Origin of the sequence: Roseivirga sp. BDSF3-8 (assembly GCF_041449215.1) — a bacterium.
Lineage (GTDB): Bacteria > Bacteroidota > Bacteroidia > Cytophagales > Cyclobacteriaceae > JBGNFV01.
The window spans coordinates 3,725,675-3,740,171 of sequence record NZ_JBGNFV010000001.1; the positions used below are offsets into that span (position 1 = coordinate 3,725,675).

16 protein-coding genes are annotated in these 14,497 nt (G+C 45.3%); 9 read left to right on the forward strand and 7 right to left on the reverse strand.

Annotation, left to right across the window (positions count from 1 at the left end):
- Window positions 1-23: 23 nt before the first annotated feature.
- Entirely contained in the window at window positions 24-260 is a 237-nt protein-coding gene (locus AB9P05_RS15785) for an acyl carrier protein (protein ID WP_371909793.1), read from the reverse strand.
- A gap of 144 nt (window positions 261-404) precedes the next feature.
- On the opposite strand from AB9P05_RS15785, the gene AB9P05_RS15790 reads away from it, so the two are divergent.
- Window positions 405-833, forward strand: a complete 429-nt coding sequence (locus AB9P05_RS15790) for an IPExxxVDY family protein (protein WP_371909794.1) — start codon at window positions 405-407, stop codon at window positions 831-833.
- A gap of 1 nt (window position 834) precedes the next feature.
- Window positions 835-2,283: a pyruvate kinase gene (gene pyk / locus AB9P05_RS15795; protein ID WP_371909795.1), complete on the forward strand. Its 1,449-nt coding sequence runs from the start codon at window positions 835-837 to the stop codon at window positions 2,281-2,283.
- A gap of 65 nt (window positions 2,284-2,348) precedes the next feature.
- Here the strand turns inward: pyk and AB9P05_RS15800 are convergent, their stop codons facing one another.
- From AB9P05_RS15800 to AB9P05_RS15810, 3 genes are read right to left on the reverse strand one after another with little or no spacing between them, the layout of a single operon-like run.
- Window positions 2,349-3,053: a DUF6048 family protein gene (locus AB9P05_RS15800; RefSeq protein ID WP_371909796.1), complete on the reverse strand. Its 705-nt coding sequence runs from the start codon at window positions 3,051-3,053 to the stop codon at window positions 2,349-2,351.
- On the reverse strand, window positions 3,040-3,729 hold the full coding sequence (locus tag AB9P05_RS15805; RefSeq protein ID WP_371909797.1) for a hypothetical protein: 690 nt from the start codon (window positions 3,727-3,729) through the stop codon (window positions 3,040-3,042). The genes AB9P05_RS15800 and AB9P05_RS15805 overlap by 14 nt, the downstream gene beginning before the upstream one ends.
- 20 nt (window positions 3,730-3,749) lie before the next feature.
- Entirely contained in the window at window positions 3,750-4,505 is a 756-nt protein-coding gene (locus AB9P05_RS15810) for a polyprenol monophosphomannose synthase (RefSeq protein WP_371909798.1), read from the reverse strand.
- Window positions 4,506-4,720: 215 nt separating this feature from the next.
- Between AB9P05_RS15810 and AB9P05_RS15815 the strand changes: the two genes are divergently transcribed.
- From AB9P05_RS15815 to AB9P05_RS15830, 4 genes are read left to right on the forward strand one after another with little or no spacing between them, the layout of a single operon-like run.
- Complete coding sequence (locus AB9P05_RS15815; protein WP_371909799.1) at window positions 4,721-5,263, forward strand: DUF4178 domain-containing protein; 543 nt, start codon at window positions 4,721-4,723, stop codon at window positions 5,261-5,263.
- Window positions 5,264-5,265: 2 nt separating this feature from the next.
- Window positions 5,266-5,994, forward strand: a complete 729-nt coding sequence (locus AB9P05_RS15820; RefSeq protein WP_371909800.1) for a hypothetical protein — start codon at window positions 5,266-5,268, stop codon at window positions 5,992-5,994.
- A 21-nt stretch (window positions 5,995-6,015) separates the two neighbouring features.
- Window positions 6,016-6,861: a DUF350 domain-containing protein gene (locus AB9P05_RS15825; RefSeq protein WP_371909801.1), complete on the forward strand. Its 846-nt coding sequence runs from the start codon at window positions 6,016-6,018 to the stop codon at window positions 6,859-6,861.
- Between the two features lie 34 nt (window positions 6,862-6,895).
- Window positions 6,896-8,452: a polyamine aminopropyltransferase gene (locus AB9P05_RS15830; protein WP_371909802.1), complete on the forward strand. Its 1,557-nt coding sequence runs from the start codon at window positions 6,896-6,898 to the stop codon at window positions 8,450-8,452.
- Between the two features lie 54 nt (window positions 8,453-8,506).
- On the opposite strand, the gene AB9P05_RS15835 is transcribed toward AB9P05_RS15830, so the two are convergent.
- On the reverse strand, window positions 8,507-9,214 hold the full coding sequence (locus AB9P05_RS15835) for a PspA/IM30 family protein (protein ID WP_371909803.1): 708 nt from the start codon (window positions 9,212-9,214) through the stop codon (window positions 8,507-8,509).
- 12 nt (window positions 9,215-9,226) lie between these two features.
- Window positions 9,227-9,613, reverse strand: a complete 387-nt coding sequence (locus AB9P05_RS15840; protein WP_371909804.1) for a YbjN domain-containing protein — start codon at window positions 9,611-9,613, stop codon at window positions 9,227-9,229.
- A gap of 160 nt (window positions 9,614-9,773) precedes the next feature.
- Here AB9P05_RS15840 and AB9P05_RS15845 point away from each other — a divergent pair, with 160 nt between their 5' ends.
- The 3 genes from AB9P05_RS15845 (at window position 9,774) to AB9P05_RS15855 (ending at window position 12,279) form a co-directional block, all read left to right on the forward strand.
- Complete coding sequence (locus tag AB9P05_RS15845) at window positions 9,774-10,274, forward strand: D-glycero-alpha-D-manno-heptose-1,7-bisphosphate 7-phosphatase (RefSeq protein ID WP_371909805.1); 501 nt, start codon at window positions 9,774-9,776, stop codon at window positions 10,272-10,274.
- Window positions 10,275-10,812: 538 nt separating this feature from the next.
- Window positions 10,813-10,998, forward strand: a complete 186-nt coding sequence (locus AB9P05_RS15850; RefSeq protein ID WP_371909806.1) for a hypothetical protein — start codon at window positions 10,813-10,815, stop codon at window positions 10,996-10,998.
- An 87-nt stretch (window positions 10,999-11,085) separates the two neighbouring features.
- Entirely contained in the window at window positions 11,086-12,279 is a 1,194-nt protein-coding gene (locus tag AB9P05_RS15855) for a tetratricopeptide repeat protein (RefSeq protein WP_371909807.1), read from the forward strand.
- Window positions 12,280-12,346: 67 nt separating this feature from the next.
- Here AB9P05_RS15855 and scpA read toward each other — a convergent pair whose 3' ends face one another.
- A complete protein-coding gene (scpA, locus tag AB9P05_RS15860; RefSeq protein WP_371909808.1) occupies window positions 12,347-14,497 on the reverse strand; it encodes a methylmalonyl-CoA mutase in 2,151 nt (716 codons plus the stop codon).

The following is a 14,497-nucleotide window of genomic DNA, read 5'->3' on the forward strand; positions in this document are numbered from 1 at the left end:
TTATCGAGGAAAAATATGCTATCTTACTTGGCGTGCTCTTCAAGGTAAGAGATAGCCTGACCTACGGTAGAAATGTTTTCTGCCTGGTCGTCGGGAATAGAGATGTTGAATTCTTTTTCGAATTCCATGATAAGCTCTACAGTATCCAGGGAGTCTGCGCCCAGGTCGTTAGTGAAGCTAGCCTCAGGGGTAACCTCAGACTCTTCCACACCCAGCTTATCAATTATAATTCCCTTTACTTTTTGTGCTATTTCAGACATTTTTGTAGTTTTTTTAGTTAAAACACAGTGCAAAGAAATGCATTAAAAGGAATAATGTCAAACTATTTTTTTCCTTCTTAATTAATTCGCAATATGCCTTCTAAAGCCCTTTATAAGGCTTTTTTTACGCTTAACTTTAAATCGATGCGCAAAAATAAACTGTTAGTTTCCTACGAGTATAACTTTGTGCTGTTAGGGATTGCATCACCCGCCAGAGATTATAAACTGGCCTGGCATATCAATAAAACCTTGGGAACACACCTTATTAAGGACGAAGACCTGCACATTGATTTTGTTGGAAACCAGCACGTTGTAATATCCAACTTCCTTTTTGAAAAGGAACATTGTACATTACGGCTGCTTAAAAACAAAGCGGAGGAAGAAAGCAGGCCTGCCGTGGCCTATCTTTTGCCGGAATTACCAGAATTAGATTATTTCATTATGATGGAAGATCCGGCTGAAAACTTTCCTGTTCCGATAATAATGCAGAAACTCAAGGAACTGGATATTGTTCAGTTTCTGACTCAGTTAAGGATCGATACATTAAAAAATAAAGAGAATCTCATATTCTGATATGGCAACATCCAACCTTCAGAACCGAACCAAAATTGTGGCAACCGTAGGGCCTGCCTGCAATACCAAAGAAAAACTCAAAGAACTTATCCTGGCAGGAGCTGATGTTTTCAGGCTCAATTTCTCTCATGGCAGCCATGATGATCACCGTGCGGTGATTACACTAATCAGAGAGCTCAATGCTGAGATGGGAACCTCAGTCTGCATTTTGCAGGACCTGCAGGGACCTAAAATTCGCACACGCGAAGTCGAGGGTGGCGAAGTTCATATAGAGACAGGGCAGGAGCTGCTCATCACTACAGAGCCTGTCACCGGAAACTCTCAACGGATCAGTACTAACTACCAGGCCCTGCCTGATGATGTGCAGCCCGGCGATAATATACTGATCGACGATGGTAAGATCGAACTTGAAGTTCTTGAAATCGACGGAAGGGAAATTAAGACCAAAGTTATTTTTGGTGGCCCTGTCAAATCCAGGAAAGGCATCAACCTGCCCAAAACGCGGGTCTCTGCTCCTTCACTAACGGAAAAGGACGAAAAGGACCTGGAATTTGGCCTGAGTATGGATGTTGATTGGGTGGCTCTTTCTTTTGTGAGAAAAGCCGAAGACATACAGGTACTCAAGCAGAAAATATATGAAAAAGGTAAGACTATAAACGTCATTGCAAAGATTGAAAAGCCTGAAGCACTTAATAATATTGATGAAATCATCGATGCTACAGATGGTCTGATGGTAGCCCGTGGTGACCTGGGAGTGGAAATTGTCTACGAGGATGTACCCATGGCCCAGAAAATGATCGTGTCAAAGGCTAAAATGAAGGGGCGTCCTGTCATTGTCGCTACTCAGATGATGGAGAGCATGATAGAAAATCCGCGTCCTACTCGTGCTGAGACTAGTGATGTGGCCAATGCGGTAATGGACGGAGCAGATGCGGTAATGCTGTCAGCGGAAACGGCTGCGGGTAGCTTTCCTGTGGAAACCGTAAAGAGCATGTGCCGCACAATATCCAGTATTGAGAACTCGCCTGAATCGGCTGATGTGATATTCAACAAGTTCGATAATACTGAAAGCGACTCCATATTATTCCTGCATGATAGCCTGGTGGTTACCGCCTGTAAACTTTCCGATGAGACAGATGCGAAGGCGATTTTAGGCCTGACTAAGAGTGGATATACTGCTATGCGACTGAGCATGCACCGCCCGAAGGCACGGATCTATATGTTCACAGATGATGATCGTCTGCTCACAAGGCTTAACCTCGTGTGGGGCGTAAGATGCTATAAATATTCTGGTAAAGAGGCTGTAGACGAAACCCTGAAGCATGTAGAAGAGATACTTTGCAGCAAGGGGTTACTCGAGTCGAAAGACGTATACATCACTACTGCTGCTATGCCTCTGCATTATGAAGGCCGTACGAATATGCTTAAGATAAATGTAGTGTCTAAGTAAAAAAGAACTGTAATTATCTTACTAGCCGGATTCCTTAGAGAGGATCCGGCTTTTTTAATGCCTGGCTATTCCGGTAGCCTGAATCTGATATAAATATTGAGTGCAGGAGTGGTGGTATTAAAGGCAAATCCATACCCTGGAATAGCCCTTACCGGAAATCCTTCAAAGTCATCCGTATCGATGAGGTACCTCAGGCGGAGTGCCATTCCGGCGTAGACAGACCTTATTACCTGCGTTTCAGTTAGCATGGCAATCTCTGCCCATGTAGCAGATAGATCATTTCGGCTGTAGGAGGCAGTATAGTCATCCCATACTTCACTAACTATCAACACCGATCCGCCATCATCAAAAGTACTCATGCCGTAATTAGCCATCAACTGAATTAGGTTAGTCTCTTTTATAATCCACTGATACCCGGCGCCAAACCTCAGGTAGCTGCCATCGGCGTAGTAGCTGCCATTTTCCACGACCTGTTCAGGACGCAACTCCGCCTGCCCATAGGCAGCTTCAGCAACAATGCCATTCCCCAGCGAAACCTGAATTCCACCCTCCAGCTTACTCTCCGTGTCCAGCCATGAAGCAGCCGGTTTACCCAGATCGGCATATATGCTAAGTGAACGAAGAAAGGGCACTTTGCCCGTGCTAAGTTCGGTTTCCTCTTCTTCGGCTGGGATAGAATCATTCTGCGCATGCACATACGGGGCCATACATAGCATGCAACCTAGCAGAGTAAACGCAAACAGAGTCTTTTTTATATTAATAGTAAACATAGACGATGGCATTGTCGGTGATGCAGCTATCGAGGTTGTAGCAGGTAATAGAAGAACCACCCGGAAAGCTTGTCTCCAAAACCTCCGGGTCTATCGCCTGAACCAGGTATTCATTATTTTTCTCTATGACAAAGGTCCTGAAGGAAAGCACCAGCGTATCCGTTCGACCGTCTATCTGAATACGGTACTCTGCCACACCGGACGCATCCATGGGTAAGGGTAGCGTAAGTGAGGTAACAGAATCCGTAGGAGGATCCGGATAAGCATTTCCTCCTACAGGAATAATCTGCTCAGGAAAAAAGCTGCCCGCGGCTACCTGGCTGCGTTCAGTAGAAGCAATGGATTCAAGAGAACCAAAACTGTCTGACAGGTTTTCCAGCCTGGTAAGTTCTGGCTCATATGATTGGTTGCCGGACTCCACACTGTCCCGGGCAATAGTCTCCAGGGAATCCAGGGTGGCCAGTGTATCTCTCAGATACATCAGATCCTCTGTAAGCACATAATAGCGGGTGCTGTCAAGGAAGCTAAGGGTAATGTATGGTTCGTTTTCAGAAAAGGAACAGTCTTCGCATTCATCACATCCTGTTAGCCACGCGATTGCTAACAACCCCGCTATCAGTCCGAACACCAGTTTTTTCCCTGCATCAAATCTCAGACCTATCCGCTTTCTATACATATAATTTTCTTCTTGAGGCTTTATCCCTCCAGTTTATCGTACGCGTGCTTAATGTATTTCCTGAAAAAACTGTCCACTTTCATTTGCACCACACCCAGGGCCGCTTCTTTAAAGATGCCTTTCGACATCTTACTGGTGCCCCTCGTACGGTCAGTGAAAATGATAGGGATTTCCTTTATCCGGTAGCCATATTTCCAGGCAAGAAACTTCATCTCGATCTGGAAAGCATAGCCGATAAAGCGAACACGGTTTTGCATTATCGTTTCCAGCACCTCGCGCCGGTAGCATTTAAAACCAGCCGTAGCGTCATTTATAGGCATGCCGGTAATAAACTGCACGTACTTACTGGCAAAATAGGACATCAGGACTCTTCCCATGGGCCAGTTCACCACATTTACGCCAATGACATACCTTGACCCGATAGCCAGATCGTAATCTTCCTCCTTACACACCGCCAGCAGCTTTTGCAGGTCTTCAGGGTTATGCGAAAAATCCGCATCCATTTCAAAGATATACAGGTACCCTTTATCCAGTGCATAGCGAAATCCGTGAAGATAGGCAGTACCCAGGCCCAGCTTCCCCTTGCGTATTTCAAGATGGAGTCTCCCGGGATAGTCTGCTTGCAGCTCTTTCACAATCTCACCCGTCTTGTCAGGAGAGCTGTCATCTATTATGAGCAGGTGAAAATCACCCGGCAGGTGCATGACCGCATGCACTATCAGGTGGATATTCTCTTTCTCATTATACGTCGGTATGATTACCAGCTTATCGCTCACAACTCAATTCTAATTTCAGGAAAAGGTAAAATTATAAATTATCGGCCTTTTCTCTATTTAATAATGGGAGATAGGTAATGACTTTTTTATTTTGCGACCGCTGGTATAAGTTTTTCTTGGAGAAATAACATATGGTGGCCATTTTGGATAAATTTCTGAAAGTGCCTGCCAGTGTTTTACCGGCAATAAGGGTAAAAAGACAAAACGTATCACCTATGATTTTTAGTCGTTTTTTTGGTAAAAAAAAGCAGGAGCCGGAATATGACCCCTCCGATCTGCGTATCACAGACCTGAAAAAGGGCTTTGTGGTGGATTACGACCTCAAAACCTGGCAGGTAACCGCAGAGTATGAATACGACTGGGGCGGAGGTTTTTTCACCAAAGAGTATAAGCTTGACAGCGGTACAGAAAGCCTTTACCTCCATATTGAAGATGATGACGAACTGGAACTATCCCTTTCGCGCAAGGTTGGTATCCGCCGGTTTGAAGAAGATATCAGAGCACATTTTGCTGATGATGATCTGCCTCCCGAATCTGTCACGCTCGAAGGAAAAACCTACCACCGCATAGAAGAAAGCCTGGGTTATTTTCGTGATGTAAGCCGCGAAGGATGGTCTGAGCTGGCCAGCTACACATACGAAGATGATGACGAAGAAACCTTCGTTAACATTGAGCGGTGGGGCGAAGAAGAATTTGAGGCATCATACGGCACCTATGCCGACGAGTACGAGTTTTCCAATATTTTACCAAACGAATAAAAATGAACCTGAATATTCAGAAAGGCTATATAGCTTTACTGATGGCGATTTTGGTATGGCTACCCTCTTGCGGAGGGAAGGAATTTAAGAAGAACCCGCTGGATACCCTCATCCAACAGATGGGTACGGATAAAGATTACTCCATAATCCTGCATGACATGGATGTGGATGGTAACTTTTTTAAATCCTATAAGCACCGGTATCGCCTCATCGAAACCGTGGATTCAGTACCACAGGAGACATATACTGATTGGATGGAGGTGCCTGAAGATTACTTCTGGGCCAATGAAAACAACCTGGGAATGGAGCTGGCTGCTATGAATAACGGCAAGCTATCTAAGAATGTGGCCCCTCCCGGTTATCATAATTATGTAGGCAACAGCCGGTACGGGCAGTGGCAGACCACCCCCCGCGGGGAAACCTTCTGGTCATTTTATGGCAAATATGCCCTGCTTAGCAGCCTGTTAAATATGGGCACCCGGCCAGTTTATCGCAGGGAGTATTCAGACTGGTATGGTAATTACCGTGGCTCAAGACCCTACTACGGGCCCAGTAGCGGCGGTTCTTATAAGTATGGAACCAATAGCAGTTACACCCGCCAGTCGAGACCAAATTTCTTCGCCAGAAGACAATCCAAAGACGGATTTAGACGCAGTACAAGTCGTACCAGCAGGTCTTCCGGCCGGACCGGTTCCGGTTTCAGAAGCCGTGGAGGGGGATTTGGTAAATAATCTATAGAAAAACCACCGATCATGACCATAGATACCATACTTACCAGCCTGGTATACCTTGCCGCAGCGTTTTTACTTTTCTTTATCGGTAAGGTCGTCTTCCAGCTGTTTCACCCAAAGATTAATATGAAGCATGAGCTGGTAGAGGCCGACAATGCTGCTTTTGCGCTGGCACTTACCGGGTACTACACAGGCTTGCTACTTGCCATAGGCAGTGCCATAGTAGGCCCTTCACAAGGCTTGGTGACAGACCTTATCAACATAGGGCTGTACGGATTACTGGCAATCTTACTTCTGAACCTTGCCGCCATTTTTAATGACAAGGTCCTGCTTCGTCATTTTGAGATCAATAAGGAGCTTATTAAAGACAGGAATGCGGGTACAGGAGCAGTGGAAGCGGCCAACTACATAGCTACAGGCCTTATTGTATACGGGGCCGTAGTGGGTGAGGGTGGAAGCTGGCTGACGGCCATCATCATTTGGGTGGCAGGGCAGCTAATCCTGTTGCTGACCTCACTGGTATATAACCTCATAGTTCCCTATAGCATACATAAGCAGATCGAGAAAGATAATGTAGCAGTAGGAATAGGATACGCAGGAGCGATCATTTCCATAGGTAACCTGGTGAGACATGGTGCTCAATATGATTTTACCGGATGGGAGGACATGGCCTACAATATTGGAATAGAAACAGGCATAGGGCTGGTATTTCTACCCATTGTTCGGTTCGCGACTGACCGTATATTACTTCCCGGACGCAGTATGACTGATGAATTGGTAAACCAGGATAAGCCTAACCTCGGTGTAGGTTTACTGGAAGGCTTTGCCTATGTGGGAGGCAGTGTGCTGATCACCTACTGCCTGTAGGTGACGGACCTGGTGTAGAATGTAATGTAGGGTTATGAATAAGGGAGCTTCCGGAAGCCGCCAGTCACAGCTATTAAAGATCGCCTTACTGGCCACCGGTTTGTCCGGTATTGTGGCAGAATATATACTCGCCACCCTGGCCACCTACTTTCTGGGGGATTCTGTCCTGCAGTGGACGATGGTGCTGAGCGTAATGCTATTTAGCATGGGGCTTGGCAGTCGCATCAGTAAATATGTTAAGGGTAGGTTATTGCAGAAGTTTATCCTCACAGAATTTGCCCTGTCCCTGCTCACTTCTTTCTCGGCGGTAACTGTCTATGTACTGGCCGCCTACACTAATTATGAAGGGTTTTTTATCTACTTTCTCAGCACTGGTATTGGGATACTGATCGGCCTGGAAATTCCTTTGGTGACACGTCTCAACAGCGAGTTCGAGGAGCTTCACATCAATATCAGTGCCGTGATGGAAAAGGACTATTACGGAAGCCTGATAGGCGGGGTCTTTTTTGCCTTCGTAGGCCTCCCATACCTTGGCATAACCTACACTCCCTTTGTGCTGGGAGGACTTAATTTCCTCGTAGCTGTAGCACTTTTTATCAGAATCGGTAAGAACATCGAAAAGAAAGACCACAGGGCCCTCTCAATCGGGGCAGTAGTGATTTTTCTGATCCTCACGGCCGGCATGCTGGCTGTAGACCCCATCATCACATTCGGTGAACAGGCCAGGTATAAAGATAAGGTAGTCTATGAAGAACAGACCCGCTACCAGAAGATAGTTGTAACACGCTGGCAGGAAGACTATTGGTTATTCATAAATGGGAATCAGCAACTAGCCACTATTGACGAGTACCTCTATCATGAGCCCCTGGTACACCCTGTCATGCAACTGGCCGAAGAACGGAAGGATATTTTGGTAATGGGAGGGGGGGACGGATGTGCCGTAAGGGAGATTCTTAAGTATGAAAATGATATCGAATCTGTCACCCTGGTAGATCTGGACCCGTCCATGACACGTATCGGGCTCGAGCATCCGGTATTTGTAGCCCTGAATGATAGCGCCCTTCACGATAGTCGTATTCGGATCGTAAATGAGGATGGGTTTACCTGGTTGGAAGAAAATCATGATCGATATGACGTGGTCATTATTGATCTGCCCGACCCTAAGACAGTTGACCTCGGCAGATTGTATAGCCGGGAATTTTATTCAATGATCAGAGACCGTCTTCGGCCGGGAGGAATGGTGATTACCCAAGCCACAAGTCCTTACTATGCCACCAAGGCGTTTTATTGTATAGAAAAAACCATGCGGGCCTCTGGGTTTAACACCCTGCCGATGCATAACCAGGTACTCACTCTGGGAGAGTGGGGCTGGGTAGCAGGTAGTCCTGTTCTGCCTCGTAGTGAGATGAAGAGACGGCTGCCGGAGTTGTATGTGGATTCGATTCCCACACGCTGGCTTACTCGTGATGCAGCCACACTCACCATTTCTTTTGGTAAGCCTCTGGTTGATACTTCCGGGGTAGAAGTAAACACCCTGCTTAATCCTGTATTGTACCAGTATTACCTAAAGGGTAACTGGGATATTTATTAATGAAAAAAGGGACCCGAAGGTCCCTTATATGGTTTTAATCGTTGCTTGAGCTGATTAGCCCTGCTGATTCATTTTAGCTTTTAAAGCAGCAAGCGCATCGCTATCAGAACTGCTCGAAGTATTCAAAGCATCATCTATTTCGCTATCCAGGCTACGGTTTTCGTTAGCAATTTCTGCATATGAATCCGCGCGTGCCTCCTGCTCGTTTACCTTATCTTTCATTTTTTCAAGCATGGAAACAGTTCCGGTGCTATCAATCTGAGCCATTTGCTTATTGATCCGCTCAGTAGCCTTACTTACCTTATGGCGCGCCTTCAGCGTTCTCAGTTCATTCTCCCAGGTGTTGATCTGGCTCTTAAGTTTCTGAACGTTCTGCTGCATGGTCGCACTGGCTTTTTCATGTGTAACAAGCTCCTGCTTGAGCGTGGCTGCATGATTGTCAGCCTGGTCCTTTTGACGAAGGGCCTCTGTAGCAAGCCTGTCAGCCTCTGCACTATCCATTTCACCGGCCTGAGCCTTTTTTAGTAAAGCCATGGCTTTTTTCTCATAATCAGCAGACTTGTTTTGAGCTGCTTCCATTTCCCGGCGGGAGCGAATAACCAGCGTTTTTATTTCTGCCAGTCCTTTCAGACTTTCATCCAGGTCCTTTTTCAGATCCCGGATACCCTGTTCCGTCATCCGGATCGGGTCTTCAAGTTTATCTATAGCGCCGTGAACTTCTGCTTCACCAACTTTGAATAATCTTTTAAATGCTGAGATCATGGTTATTTAAGTTTATTTAGAAAAGTCAATCAATTCTTCGTAGTACTCGGCAAGCAACATGCTCAGAGAGTTTATGCTGCTCTCCAGTTCATTACAATCCAGGGAGTCTACCTGAAGCGTATCACGGAAGATAAGTCGGCCATCTTCATCCAGGCAAAACGCTCCGTGAACGATATCCCTGTTTTTTCTTAATAATTTACGGAACACCTCCGGGTCATTTCCATTGACTTTCAGGAGTGCCTGCTCTACAACGACGATAGGCTCTTCAATATCAATGATCATGTTTTTAATTCCCCGATTCTCGTCTTCCACTACAAGCAACTGCTCTTCCAGGTTTTCCGAGGTGATTTCGTATTCAAGGTCAATTAGATATCCCTTTACTTTTTCAAAGTGGCTCATGTTTACCTTATATTCTTTAATTAGATACTATTAAATTTACTTATTTCAGCAAAAAAGGATTCACCGCTCATCAAATTTCTTGCAATGGCAGACTGATGAAGCCGGCATTACCAGGCTGTCCACGATTTGTAACAGAGGCAGGCAGCGTGCATATTAGAGCATGAATTACACAAATAAAGCAATATTTCTTGACAGGGATGGCGTTCTCAATCGTGAAAGAGGAGAATATACCTTCAGGCCCGAAGATTTTGACATTATTGATGGCGTCCCTGAGGCGCTTATTGCTTTAAAGAAAAAGGGCTTTCACCTGGTTGTGATTACTAACCAGGCCGGTATCGCCAAAGGCCTTTATCAAAAGAGTGATGTTTTAGCATGTCATGAGCTGCTTCAGAAGACATGTAGCTTTTGTATTGACCACCTTTATTACGCGCCGTGGCATCCTGTAATCAGCGAGTCTCTTAGTCGTAAACCGGGTACTTTAATGTTTGAACGTGCCATCGCCCGATACAAAATAGATGCTGGCCTTTCATATATGGTGGGAGATAAGGAGCGTGACCTCATCCCGGCTAAAAAGCTGGATATTCAAACTGTCTCAGTGGCAGAGAATGTCAAGGCCGATCTGCACATTTCGTCATTACCAGACCTCGTACCCCTGGTTTGAAAGAGAACCGTCGTGGTTGATGATGATTCTCTGGTAAGATTTTTTCAAAAAATTAACTTGAAAGACCATTGAAAAAACCGGTGGTTAAGTCATTGATAATAAGATATCTGTAAATGAGCTGGGAACCTTACATGGGGTTTTTCTGGTTTTTCATTCAAACAATTGAAAGTTTGTCAGGGTTGATAGATACTTTTTGTTCAATTGGTACCAATTAAAAAATTGTATCATATTAAATTTTTCATTTTTGCCTTTTTTTTAATCCTGAGGGCTATTTTTTAATTTTTGTTAGATAAAGTTTTCTTTATTGTTGAATTGTTCCCTGCTTATTCTTTAATTAGGATTATTATTTCTTAGTATAAGACACTAAGTGTTATTTATTAGGATGTTCCAATTGATCAGGAATCGTAAAAACTAAATAGCATTCATCGGAGCATGAGGCTCTTAGCGGATGGTATTTAAATGGTGATTGTCAGTATGTGTTGAACGAAAAGAGGGATTATTCAGCAATGAAAAATCGCTAACCTTAAAATTCTGTTACATGAACAAAAGCACCATTTATTTTCTCGGCAACCAGCTAAAAAATTATGTAATTTCGCACAAAGCAATGGGCACTCTCCACGGAGGAAGTGGTGATGGCGGATCTGGTGAGGGTGAGGAAACTCCCCCATGGATGTATCCAACCGCAGATTACGCCGGCATCGATGGCGCCTATAAAAATGGATAAGCTTAAATGCGGTATTTACATACAGCTATAATTTTATTTACCTTATTAACCGGCACCCTTAATGGATGCCAAAACCAATCTTCTGGTTTGAAGGAACTGGCGACAGTTCCTTCAAAGACAGAAGAGGTTGACCAGCTTCTGCAACAAGCTAAGAAGCATGAGTCTACCGATCCCATCCGGGCTTTGAATTATGGAGAAGAAGCCCTGAAAAAAGCCGAATCTATTGGCTACTCTAAAGGCCTTTCCGATGCTCATGGACTTCTTGCAGGCCTATATACGCTTCATTTTAAAGATAAAAAAAAAGCCGACCACCATTTCGCGCTTTATCAGGAGTTGGTCTCTGAATTAAGCCGTAAGGAAGAGAATGGTATTTTAATGTATCGTTCGGCGGTAAAACTTTACCAGGACGATAAATACGCTGAGGCGATACAGTATTTTGCAGATGCTCACGACGTTTTCCTGGAACTGAAAGCCCACGAAAGGCTCGTTACGGTACACTATACCACAGGACTCATGTTTCGGCGTCTGAAAATGTATGATCTGGCAGAGAGTCACTTTGCGGAAGCCTTCAAGCTTTATGACTATATTTCTGAGCAAAGCTTTAAACTCAAAATGGTAAGGACCAGAGCAAGGAATTATCTTGATGCAGGTAATTACAGTAAAAGTAAAGAATACCTGGATCGCGCTATTGAGTTAGCTGAAGGTATGGATGAGGAGAAAACAGGGCTTGGAGGACTTTACAATTCTATGAGTTACGCCCTTATCCTTCTCCAGGAGTATGACAAGGCAAAAAAGTACTTTGATAAAGGGGTAGAGATATCCCAGGAACTGGAAGATTACAGAACTGAGGGCAGGCTGTATCATAATCTGGCTTATATGTATTCAAAAACAGGAATGAAAGATAGTGCAGATCACTATTACGAGCTGGCCCTTGAGACAATTATGCCTACCGCCTCATCATTCTATCTCTCCCAGGCATATCGGGATCTCTCAGTATTCAAGTTATCCAATAAGGAATATGCTGAGGCAGAAACTTATGCTGAAAAGGGCTTGCTTCTAATGGGTAATATTGAATATGATGATAAGATAACCATGTTGGAAACGGCAATTACTGCCGAAACAGCCCAGCAGAAACACAGAGAAGCTTTTGACCATCAACAACAGCTATCCCTCTTAATGTCCTCGGACGAAACGGAGAAGTATGCAAATGAACTATCAAATGCCTATGAGTCTTTAGGAGAAAGGCTTACGCTGTCTAACAAGCTTTCGGAACTGCAATAACTACCAGATAACAAAAGCCCACTGACTCATTCAGTGGGGCTTTTGTTTTTCAAAACCTGAATAAAGCCTACTCCTCGCTGCTTACAGGCTCATCTTCCATAAGTCGGTTGAGTACTCGGATAGCAGCTTTTGAAATGATTGTACCAGGGCCAAATACTTCTGCCACACCTTTATCTTTCAATTCCTGGTAATCGCGCGAAGGGATTACACCCCCTGCTACAACCATGATGTCATCGCGGCCAAGCTCCCGGAGAGCTTCGATAAGCTGAGGCACCAGTGTTTTATGCCCTCCTGCCAAACTGGATGCCCCTACAATATGCACATCATTTTCAGCTGCCTGTCTTGCCACCTCTTCAGGGGTTTGAAAAAGTGGCCCTATGTCAACGTCAAAGCCCAGATCAGCAAAACTTGTGGCAATCACTTTTGCACCCCTGTCATGTCCGTCCTGTCCCATTTTAGCAACCATAATCCTGGGGCGGCGACCTTCTTCCCTGGAAAATCTGTCGGCAAGTTCCCGTGCTTCTTTAAAAGTGTCTTCTTCTTCAGCTTCGCGGGAGTACACACCTGATATGGATTTTATAACCGCCTTGTGGCGGCCAAACTCTTTTTCCATAGCTTCAGAAATCTCTCCCAGGCTGGCACGATTACGGGCTGCTTCTATGGCTAATTCAAGCAGATTTCCTTCTCCGGTACGCGCACAGGTGGTGATAGCCTCAAGTGATTCCTGAACCTTCTCATTGTTCCGGTCAGCCTTCATTTTATTGAGGCGTTCTATTTGTGACTTCCTTACCGCAGTATTATCCACTTCAAGAAGGTCGATACTTGTTTCTTCTTCAGTCTGGTAGCGGTTTACACCAACAATGACGTCTTTTGTACTGTCTATACGCGCCTGCTTTCTGGCGGCAGCCTCTTCGATACGCATTTTAGGCAGCCCGCTTTCTATAGCTTTAGCCATGCCGCCCATTTCCTCTACTTCCTGTATCAGATCCCAGGCCTTACGCATTATCTGGTCCGTGAGAAACTCAACATAGTATGACCCTCCCCAGGGGTCAACTGTACGTGTAATGCCTGTTTCTTCCTGCAGGTAAAGTTGAGTATTTCGGGCTATCCTTGCTGAGAAATCAGTAGGAAGCGCTATGGCTTCATCCAACGCATTAGTGTGAAGTGACTGGGTATTCCCCATCGCTGCCGCGAGGGCCTCCACACAAGTACGGGTAACGTTATTGAAAGGATCCTGCTCGGTCAGGCTCCAGCCTGATGTCTGGCTGTGAGCACGCAGGGCCATGCTTTTAGGGTTTTCCGGATTAAAAGGTTTTACCAGTCTGGCCCAAAGAATTCTGGCGGCCCGCATTTTGGCTATTTCCATGAAGTGATTCATGCCTACCGCCCAGAAAAAGGAAAGCCTGGGAGCAAATTCATCTACTTTAAGGCCCGCCTTTATACCCGTACGTAAATACTCCAGGCCATCCGCCAGTGTATATGCCAGCTCAATGTCTGCTGTGGCACCAGCTTCCTGCATATGGTATCCGCTAATGCTGATACTGTTAAATTTTGGCATGTGCCGGGATGTATAGGCAAAAATATCAGCAATGATACGTACACTCGGAGCCGGAGGGTATATATAGGTGTTACGCACCATAAACTCTTTGAAAATATCGTTCTGAATGGTGCCACTCAGCTGCTCAGGTTTTACACCCTGCTCCTCCGCTGCCACAATATAGAAGGCCATCACCGGAATGACCGCACCGTTCATCGTCATAGATACTGACATTTTATCAAGTGGGATGCGATCGAACAGGATCTTCATGTCAAGCACCGAATCCACAGCTACGCCCGCCTTTCCCACGTCGCCTACCACCCGTGCATGATCTGAATCATACCCGCGGTGAGTAGCCAGGTCAAACGCCACCGAAAGACCTTTCTGACCGGCGGCCAGGTTTCTTCTATAAAAGGCATTTGATTCTTCTGCGGTCGAAAACCCTGCATATTGGCGGATGGTCCATGGCCTCGTAACATACATAGTGCTGTAAGGGCCCCGCAGGTAGGGAGGAAGTCCTGATTGAAATCCAATATGCTCGGCAGGACTCAGGTGATCAGGCGTTATTATCGGGGGTACCTCTATTCCTTCGGCGGTTTTCCAGTCTGCTATAACATTTTTATGTTCAGGTTTTTTAGCTGAAACCCCTTCCCATTTGAAATTTTTGAAATCAGGTCTCAT